8 protein-coding genes are annotated in these 8,890 nt (G+C 71.0%); 3 read left to right on the top strand and 5 right to left on the bottom strand.

Going from position 1 to position 8,890, the window contains the following annotated elements; genetic code table 11:
- Positions 1 to 55 precede the first annotated feature (55 nt).
- On the bottom strand, positions 56 to 238 hold the full coding sequence (locus IZR01_RS17180) for a hypothetical protein (protein ID WP_194898566.1): 183 nt from the start codon (positions 236 to 238) through the stop codon (positions 56 to 58).
- Between the two features lie 132 nt (positions 239 to 370).
- Complete coding sequence (locus tag IZR01_RS17175; protein WP_194898565.1) at positions 371 to 712, bottom strand: UBP-type zinc finger domain-containing protein; 342 nt, start codon at positions 710 to 712, stop codon at positions 371 to 373.
- A 282-nt stretch (positions 713 to 994) separates the two neighbouring features.
- Between IZR01_RS17175 and IZR01_RS17170 the strand changes: the two genes are divergently transcribed.
- Complete coding sequence (locus IZR01_RS17170; protein WP_323746668.1) at positions 995 to 2,032, top strand: phosphatase PAP2 family protein; 1,038 nt, start codon at positions 995 to 997, stop codon at positions 2,030 to 2,032.
- Positions 2,033 to 2,114: 82 nt separating this feature from the next.
- On the opposite strand, the gene IZR01_RS17165 is transcribed toward IZR01_RS17170, so the two are convergent.
- Positions 2,115 to 2,798 (bottom strand): TetR/AcrR family transcriptional regulator, encoded by a 684-nt coding sequence (locus IZR01_RS17165; protein ID WP_194898564.1) that lies wholly within the window; start codon positions 2,796 to 2,798, stop codon positions 2,115 to 2,117.
- 87 nt (positions 2,799 to 2,885) lie between these two features.
- Between IZR01_RS17165 and IZR01_RS17160 the strand changes: the two genes are divergently transcribed.
- Complete coding sequence (locus IZR01_RS17160) at positions 2,886 to 4,379, top strand: serine hydrolase domain-containing protein (protein ID WP_194924412.1); 1,494 nt, start codon at positions 2,886 to 2,888, stop codon at positions 4,377 to 4,379.
- Between the two features lie 115 nt (positions 4,380 to 4,494).
- On the opposite strand, the gene IZR01_RS17155 is transcribed toward IZR01_RS17160, so the two are convergent.
- The gene (locus tag IZR01_RS17155) at positions 4,495 to 7,794 is read right to left on the bottom strand and encodes a bifunctional [glutamine synthetase] adenylyltransferase/[glutamine synthetase]-adenylyl-L-tyrosine phosphorylase (protein WP_194924411.1); all 3,300 of its coding nucleotides are present in this window, start codon (positions 7,792 to 7,794) and stop codon (positions 4,495 to 4,497) included.
- A gap of 148 nt (positions 7,795 to 7,942) precedes the next feature.
- Here IZR01_RS17155 and IZR01_RS17150 point away from each other — a divergent pair, with 148 nt between their 5' ends.
- Positions 7,943 to 8,191, top strand: a complete 249-nt coding sequence (locus tag IZR01_RS17150) for a S1 RNA-binding domain-containing protein (RefSeq protein ID WP_194898561.1) — start codon at positions 7,943 to 7,945, stop codon at positions 8,189 to 8,191.
- A gap of 133 nt (positions 8,192 to 8,324) precedes the next feature.
- Here IZR01_RS17150 and IZR01_RS17145 read toward each other — a convergent pair whose 3' ends face one another.
- A complete protein-coding gene (locus IZR01_RS17145; protein ID WP_194924410.1) occupies positions 8,325 to 8,831 on the bottom strand; it encodes an NUDIX hydrolase in 507 nt (168 codons plus the stop codon).
- Positions 8,832 to 8,890 lie beyond the last annotated feature (59 nt).

The raw sequence follows: 8,890 nt of genomic DNA, 5'->3' as shown, positions 1-8,890 counted from the left end.
TTCAGCTCGGGTAGTTCTTCAGCTTGGGTATTCGGCTATACAGATCAAGCCCGGCCTACCGGGTGCCCGCCCAATGCCCGTTCGCCTGCCGGTACTCAGGTTGCTTGCGGTACTTCCGGAGCAGCTGTTCCTTGGAGTGGCGGATCGCGTAGGTGACACGCGTGTGGAAGTAGAGAAGCTTCCCCTGGCCGCGTGCGCCGAGTCCGTGTTGCCCCTTGGCCGGGCTGTTCTTCGCCATGCGTTTTCAACTCCTTGCCTGCCGGAGCCGTGGGAGAACGGCTGCCGTGTCCTCACGCTAAGCCGGGGCCTGGGGACGGGCCACCGGAGCGCTCTGGTGGTCGCGGGCGGCCCCGGGGCGCGGGACGCCTGATCAGCAGCAGTCAGCGGGCAGCAGCATGGCCTCGTCCGAGTAGCACCAGGCCCAGACCTCGCCGGGCTCCAGGGAGCGGATCAGCGCATGGCCGGTGGCGCGCCAGTGCGCGGTCGCGTGCCGGTTCGGGGAGTTGTCGCAACAACCCACATGGCCGCAGACCAGGCATTCGCGCAGGTGCAGCCAGCGGCCGCCGACCGCGCGGCAGGCCCGGCACTCGTCCGCGGCGGCGGTCTCGCCGGCTCTAGGCGGCGAGCCGGACCGGTCCGGCTCGCCGGCCTGCGGCTGTTCCAGGTGGTCACAGCGGCCGCCGTTCGCGGGGACGTACACGGGGATGGGCATGGGGTGGCTCCTCGCGTGTCTGATTCGTCACGTCGCGCCCCATCTGACCGGGTGCGGTGACGCTTGGCGCGGAGCGTACCGGCTGGAGATGACCTGCCATGGGACGCGCGGGAAACAGCGGATCCGGATAGGCTGGCGTACTCCGCCGGGGCGACCCTTACGGCGGGACGGCCGCAGACCACGACCAAAGCCCTACCATGGAGTGATGCGGAATGTGGACCCGGGGTATGACGCGTCCACTCCACGTACCCTGGCAGACTTGCTTGTCATGGGGGTGAACTCGTGACGACGACACAGCCGCTGGAAAGCACCGCCGAGGCTACGACGCAGAGCGGGCCGGTCGGACCGACGGGCCCCGCAGACGGCGCCGGGGCCGAGGCGGGCCGAAAGCGCCGGAGCTGGATTCCGGGGCCGATCCTGCCCCAGCGGTTCCGCCCGACCAACCGGCCCAAGCTCTGGCTGGAGATCGCGCTCATCGCGCTCGGGTACTACCTCTACACCCTGACCCGGCTGGCCGCCCCGTCCCACGCGACCGCGGCCCAGCAGCGCGGACACGACATCCTGCGCCTGGAGCACTACCTCGGGCTGAACTTCGAGCGCACCTTCAACCACTGGGTGTACAGCGTGCGCTGGCTGGCGTTCTCGATGAACGTCTACTACGCCACGCTGCACTTCATCGTGCCGATCGTGGTGCTGATCTGGGTGTACGTAAAGTTCCCGGACCGCTATCGCGCGGTGCGCACCGTGATGATCGCGATGACGCTGATCGCGCTGTTCGGCTTCTACTTCTACTCCCTGGCCCCGCCGCGGCTGTTGCAGGGCGGCAACTTCATCGACACGTTCAAGCTCCTCAACCCCTGGGGCCAGCCGGCGTCGACCTCCGACGGGGTCGCGGGCCTGGGCTCGTCGACGAACGAGTACGCGGCCATGCCCTCGCTGCACATCGGCTGGTCCACCTGGTGCGCACTGGTCATCGCGCACCTGGCGAAGCGCAAGTGGGTCAAGGCGCTCGGCATCGCCTACCCGCTGTGCACGTTCGCGGTCATCATCGGCACCGCGAACCACTACGTCCTGGACGCGGTCTTCGGCCTGGTGACCCTGGGCCTGGGCTTCCTGGTCCAGCGGCTCCTCCAGGGCCGGAAGGTGTTCGCCGCGCCGGCCTCGCCGGCCGTGGCCGGGGACGCCCCGCAGCCACCTCAGTCGCCTCAGCCACCTCAGCCGCCTCAGGCGGACGCCACCGCGGCCGAGAAGCCGGCCGACGCCGACGGTCGCTCGACGGCGGCTGAGCCGGTCCGACCAGCGATCCATCCGCGGACGTGATGGCTAGTCCGGCGACGGACTTGCCAAGCCGAACGGGCCCCTTCGCGGGGCCCGTTTTTCATTGCTCCAGTTGCTCCTGCCACTAACGCCCCGCCCCGGCCGCCAACCGGGCCTCGAACCCGTCCAGCATCGCGGTAAGCCCCAGCTCGAAGCTGTCCTCCGGGGTCCCGGCGTAGGACGCGGCCGGGCTGTCGATCCGCTCGCGCAGCCGGGGGAAGGTGCGGGCGATCGCCACGGAGTTCTCCTGCGCCTGCGCGAACGCCCGCGCCGCGTCCTCGCCGCCGATCGCCAGCCGGCGGCTCAGGGCCACCATCGCGGCCGGGGCCAGGGCGTTGCCCAGCACGTAGGTAAACACCGCCGCGGCGGCCCGGTCGGCGTCGGCGGGGGCGAAGCCCGCGGCTTCGTAGACCGCGAGCAGGTGGTCGTCGTGGCGGGACTTGCCGGGGCCGTAGAGCAGGTAGCCGCCGAAGGCCTGGCCCATCCAGGGGTGGCGGGTGAACATCGCGTGCGAGCTGGTCGCGGTGCGGACGGCGGCCGCGCGCCAGCCGACCCGCGCCGGGTCCGGGAGCTCCACCTCGGCCCAGGCCGCGTCGGTGGCCAGCCGGACCAGCTCGTCCTTGGTCTTGATGTGCCAGTAGACGGCCGTGGCGGCGACGTCCAGGCGTTTGCCGAGGGCGCGCATGTTGAGGCCGTCCAGGCCCTCCTCGTCGAGGTGGGCGATGGCCGCCTGGAGGATCTGGTCCGCGGTGAGCGTGTTCCGGGGCATGGCCCCCAGTCTACTTGCACTTAGTTCAAGTCAGGGCTACGGTTCCACTTGAACTAAGTGCAAGTTACTCGGCAAGGGGAGATCGAGATGACCGCGCAGCAGGGCGAGCAGAACAAGCAGGACAAGCAGGACAAGCAGGAGATCGCGCAGGAGCTGGCCGCGTTCGTCGCCGAGGCGGCGAAGGCGTACGACGTGCCCGGGGTGAGCGTCGGGGTGCTGTTCGAGGAGACGGAGCTGTGCACCGCGCACGGCGTGGCGACCGCCGCCAACCCGGTCCCGATCGACGAGCGCACGCTGTTCCACATCGCCTCGGCGACCAAGTCCGTCACCGCCACCGCGCTGACGCGGCTGGCCGCCGAGGGCAAGGTCGACTTCGACGCGACGGTGCGGACCTACGTCCCGGAGCTGAAGCTGGCCGACGAGGCGCACGCGGCGCGGCTCACCGTCCGGAACCTGCTGGACCACACCGGCGGTCTGGAGTGGAACTTGATCGACACCGGTTCCTCTGCCAATTCAGCCCATGCCGATTCAACCCATGCCGATACAGCCCAGGCCGGTTCAGCCCACGACGACGGCACGCTGGCGGCGTTCGTGGCGAAGCTGGAAGCGCTGCCGCTGATCGGTGCGCCCGGCGCCCGCGCCTCCTACAGCCAGGCCGGATACAACCTGCTGGGCCGGGTGATCGAGAAGGTCACCGGGCAGCCTTACGAGCAGGCCGTGGCCGAGCTGGTGCTCACCCCGCTGGGCCTGACCGACACCGTCTTCGACCTCGACGACGTCATGACCCGGAAGTTCGCCGTCGGCCACAACCGGGACGCGCAGGGCACGCTGCACACCGCCACGCCGTGGAAGTCCTACCCGGCCGGCACGCACGGCAACAACCCGGGCGGCGGTGCCGCGTCCTGCGCCCGGGACCTGCTGCGCTGGGCCCGGTTCCACCTCGGGCAGGAGACCGCGGCCGACAACGAGGTGCTGTCGGTGCAGGACCGCCGCTCGATGCAGGAGCCGAAGTCCGAGCTGCGCGGCTCCACGCTCGGCGACGCGTTCGGATTCGGCTGGTTCCTCAAGGAGATCGGCGGCGTCCGCACCTTCGGGCACGGCGGCAGCGGCAACGGCCAGTTCGCCGAGCTGCTGATGGTGCCCGAACACGGTTTCGCGGTGGTGGTGCTGAGCAACTGCGCGCCCGAGGGCTACCAGCTGAATCAGGATATTGTGAAGTGGGCGCTGGAGCACTTCATCGGCGTGGCCGAGCAGGACCCGGAGCCGGTGGCCTACGACCCGCGGCGCAACCGCGACGTCGTCGGCCGCTACGCGATCGACGCGATGAACCTGGATGTGCTCGACGACGGCGAGCGCCTGGCCCTCGCGGTCGGCATCAAGCCGGAGATCCGCGCCGCCTCCGAGACCGACATGCCGCAGGACTACCCCGCCGCGGCGATGGGGTTCCTCGCCGAGGACGGCGACGACTACATCATCACCGAGGGCGGGCTCAAGGGGCAGCGCGGGTACTTCACCCGGGACGAGAGCGGCGCGGTCATCGGGATCGACATCGCCGGGCGGCTGTTCGGGCGCGCAGGCTGAGGCCGGACGATCGTCAGCGGGCTGCGATCAGAAGACTGCGATCGCGAGGACGACCCGATGACGACTCGACGACTACCGACGACTACCGACGACGTCCCCCGGCCGGGGCGGTCTTTCAGGACCGCCCCGGCTCGTTGCTCCAGTCGTAGAAGACGCGCTCGACGACCGCGCGGGCCCGCCGCGCGCCGCGCCGGTACTCCTCGACGAACTCCTCGCTGTTCTCAGAGCCCAGATACATCGCGATCCCAGCGCGTTCCTTGATGTCGTTCGGGATCGAGTCCCCGGCCCGGCCGCGCACCAGCATGATGCCGTTGCGCACCCGCGTGGCCTCGATCCAGGCCTCGTCCAGGATCTCGGCGTCGTCGGACTCCAGCAGGCCGGCGTCCACGGCGGCGGACAGCGCCAGCCGGGTGCGCGTGGTCTGGAGCGCGGGCACCTCGTGCGCGTAGCAGAGCTGGAGCAGCTGCACGGTCCACTCGACGTCCGACAGGCCGCCGGGCCCGAGCTTGGTGTGCATGGCCTTGTCCGCGCCGCGCGGCAGCCGCTCGGCCTCCACCCGCGCCTTGATGCGCCGGATCTCGCGCACCGCGGTTTCGTCGAGACCTGATCGCGGCCGGCGCAGCGGGTCGATCAGCGCCTCGAAGCGCCGTCCCAGCTCCGGGTCGCCGGCCACCGGCTCGGCCCGGAGCAGGGCCTGCGCCTCCCACACGTCCGACCAGCGCCGGTAGTACTCGGCGTAGGAGGCGAAGGTGCGGACCAGCGGGCCCTGCCGGCCCTCCGGACGCAGGTCGGCGTCGATGATCAGCGGCGGGTCGGGTGTCGGGATCTGGAGGAGCCGGCGCAGTTCGTTGGCCACGGCGTGCGCGGCGTCGGTCGCGGCGCGTTCGCGCTGAGGCGAGACGCGGCGGGCGGAGGCCGGGCTGCCGTTGGCCGATGCGGGTCCGGCGACGTGCGCGGCCGCGGCAGCGTCTGTGGTGGGTGCCGGGGATGCGGCGGATGCTGCGGATTCCGTAGACGCCGCGGATGCCGTAGCCGCCGCAGATACCGAGGCGGTGCCGTTGGCCGCCGCCACGGCGTTGTCAGGCGCGCCCCCAGCGGGCTCGTCCGGATTCGCCGCCTCGGCCCCGTCCGGCAGCGGATCGTGCACGAACAGCACGTCCGCGTCGCTGCCGTAGCCGAGTTCCCGGCCGCCGAACCGGCCGGCGGCGATGATCGCGAAGCGGGTCGGGAGCGGCCCGCCGAGCCGGTTCTCGATGGCCGTCGTGGCGGCCTGCAACGCCCCGCTGAGGGTGGCCGCGGTGACCGCGCTGAGCCCGTCGCCGATCTGTTCGACGGTGAGCAGTCCGAGCAGGTCCGCGGCGGCGATCCGGAAGAGCTCGCGGCGGCGCACCGCGCGCGCCGCGGCGACCGCCGCCTCCGGGGTCGAGGCCCGCCCGACCGCGGACAGGATCTCCGCCTCCAGCACCGGCCGGGCCCGCGGCACCAGGTTGGCCGGGTCGCCGAGGATGGCGACGGCTTCCGGAGCCCGCAGGAGCAGGTCCGGGGCGTAGCGTCCGGAGGCCAGGACTCGCGCCAGGTGTTCGGCGGCGGCGCCCTCGTCGCGCAACAGCCGCAGGTACCAGTGCGTGTCGCCCAGCGCCTCGGACGCCTTGCGGAACGCTAATAGCCCTCCGTCTGGATCGGCCGCGTCCGCGAACCAGTCCAGCATCACCGGCAGGAGGGTCCGCTGGATCGCCGCGCGGCGACTCACCCCGGACGTGAGCGCCGTCAGATGACGCAGCGCTCCTGCGGGATCCGTGTAGCCGAGAGCTTCCAACCGAGACTGCGCGGCCTCCGGCGTCAAGTGAACTGCACCACCCAATGCGGCTTGTCCCGGCGTCAAGCGGGCCACCGCGTCTAACAACGGCCTGTAGAAGAGCTTTTCGTGCAGGCGCCTTACTTCCCGCTTGTGCCGTTTCCATTCACTGTTCAGCTGATCAACCGGATCTTTCCGAAATCCCATGGAGCGTCCGAGGCGCCGGAGCTCCGGTTTCTCCTCGGGAAGCGTGTGGGTGCGGCGCAGGCGGTGGATCTGGAGCCGGTGCTCCAGCGTGCGCAGGAACCGGTACGCGTCAGCCAGGGCGGCGGCGTCCGTTCGCCCCACGTAACCGCCCGCGGACAGCGCCGCCAGGGACTCCAGGGTTCCGCGCTTGCGCAGGGCCGGGTCTGTGGGCCCGTGCACCAACTGCAACAGCTGCACCGCGAATTCGATGTCGCGCAGGCCGCCGGACCCGAGCTTCAGTTCCCGCTCGGCTTCCTTGGCCGGGATGTGCGCCACCACCCGACGCCGCATCGACTGCACGTCCGCGACGAAGCCGGCCCGCCGGGAGGCCGCCCAGACCATCGGGGTGACGGCCTCGATGTACTTCGCGCCGAGTTCCCGGTCGCCGGCGGCCGCGCGCGCCTTCAGCAGCGCCTGGAACTCCCAGGTCTTGGCCCAGCGCTCGTAGTAGGCGACGTGGCTGGCCAGCGAGCGCACCAACGGGCCGTTCTTGCCCTCCGGGCGCAGGTTGGCGTCGACCTGCCAGATGGCGCCCTCGGAGGTGGTGTCGGAGCAGACCCGCATCATGGTCGCGGCCAGCTGGGTCGCGGTGCGCAGGGCCAGGTGCTCGTCGTCCTGCTCGGTGCCGTCCGGGGCGGCCGCGACGAACACCACGTCCACGTCGCTGACGTAGTTGAGCTCCCGGGCCCCGCACTTGCCCATGGCGATGACCGCCAGCCGGGCCGGCGGGTAGTCCTCGGGAAGTTCCGCGCGGGCCACCGCCAAGGCCGCCTCCAGGGTGGCGGTAGCGAGGTCGGAGAGGTCGGCGGCCGTTTGGTCGTACGTCGCGGTCGCCTCGTTCATCGAGGACGCGCCGATGTCGCGCGCCGAGATCCCCAGCAGGGCGTCTCTATAGGCAACGCGCAGTGCGTCCCGCGCGGGGATCCCGGCCATGTCCGCCACCGGCTCGGCGGCGTCCGGATCCGCCCCGACCGCCGCCAGCATCAGCCGCCGGAAGGCCGGGGCCAGGTCCTCGACGTCGAACTCCACCAGGCCGTGCCAGGCATCGGGGTGCCGCTCCAGGTGATCGCCCAGCGCCACGCTCACCCCGAGTACGCCCAGCAGCCGGTCCTGGAAGGGCTTCGAGGCGGCCAGCGTGGCCGCCAGCGCCTCGGCGTCCCCGGCGGCCGCCAGCAGCCGTCCGGTGGCGGCCAGGGCCTGGTCCGGGTCGGCGGTGCGGCCGATCGCCTCCAGGAACAGCGGATCGCCGCTCAGTTCCCCGAGCGGGGCCTCGGCCAGGGTCTGGAGGGCGGACTCGGGATCGGTGAAGCCGAGCCGGACCAGTCGCGAGCGTGCCGACTCCGGTCCCCGGCCAAGTGCCGCCGTCTGTGCCACCCGGCCCAATGTAGCCGACGACGATCGTGCCCGGCGCCCCGTGTCCGGCAGGTGTTTGTCTTCCGGGGGTAGCCGCGCGGGCACACGGTTGCGACACTGGGCGCGAGCCGCGAAGCCGCGGACGACCCGTTATGAAAGAGGTGACCCCGTGCCCGACCAGGCCAACATTCACGCAGAGTGGGACGCGTTCGCCGCGGGCCACGCCATCGGCGACGTCCTAGGCGGCTCGATCACGAAGGTCGCGCCCTTCGGCGCGTTCATCCGCCTCGCCGACAAGGTCGAGGGCCTGCTGCACAAGGACCAGCTCGACCACACGCCCGAGGTCGGCGACCGGCTGAGCGTGCGCATCGAGGATCTCGACGTTACTCGGCGCCGGCTGGTGTTGTCAGCGGGCTGATCCGGGGCAGTGGCGGTGGCGGTGGCGGTACCTACCGGTACCGGTACCGATTCAGGGCGCGGGCCGCACTCCGGCTCGCGCCGACTTACTCCTCTGGCTCACTTCTGGCTCACTTCTCCGAGTTACTTCCGGCTCACTTCTCCGGCTCGCGCCGCAAGCGCCGGTACAGGTACACGCTGTCCGGACAGAACTCGTTCTCCGCGATGCTCTGTTCGAGTTCGTCCTCGGTCAGGAACGCGAACCACTCCACCTCCTCCGGCTGCGGGACGACCGGACCGGTGACGGTGGCGGTGTAGACGGAGGCCCACTGCGGCACCGGCTCATCGTCGTACCGCCACTTGCCGAGCGGCCGCAGCACGACATTGCGCTGCCCGACCTCCTCGGCGGCCTCACGGCGCGCGGTCTGGTCGTAGGTCTCGCCGGCCGGGACCATGCCCGCGACGAACATGTCGTAGTGCTTGGGGAAGACGCGCTTCACCTCGGCGCGGCGATGCACCAGGATCCGGCCCGCGTTGTCGCGGAACAGGATGGCGATACTGCGGTGCCGCAAGTTGTGGTCGGTGAGTTCGCCGCGGCGCACGATCCGCAGGATCCGGTCGTTCTCGTCGACTTCGTAGACGAGTTCTTCGTCGGGGTTCACCTGGTTATCAAAGCATGGGGACGGCGGGTGGATCATTCTGGCTGGGGGCTGTTCGGGGT

The organism is Catenulispora pinisilvae (assembly GCF_015356865.1).
Classification (GTDB): domain Bacteria; phylum Actinomycetota; class Actinomycetes; order Streptomycetales; family Catenulisporaceae; genus Catenulispora; species Catenulispora pinisilvae.
This window is presented reverse-complemented; position numbering and strand designations above follow the sequence as displayed.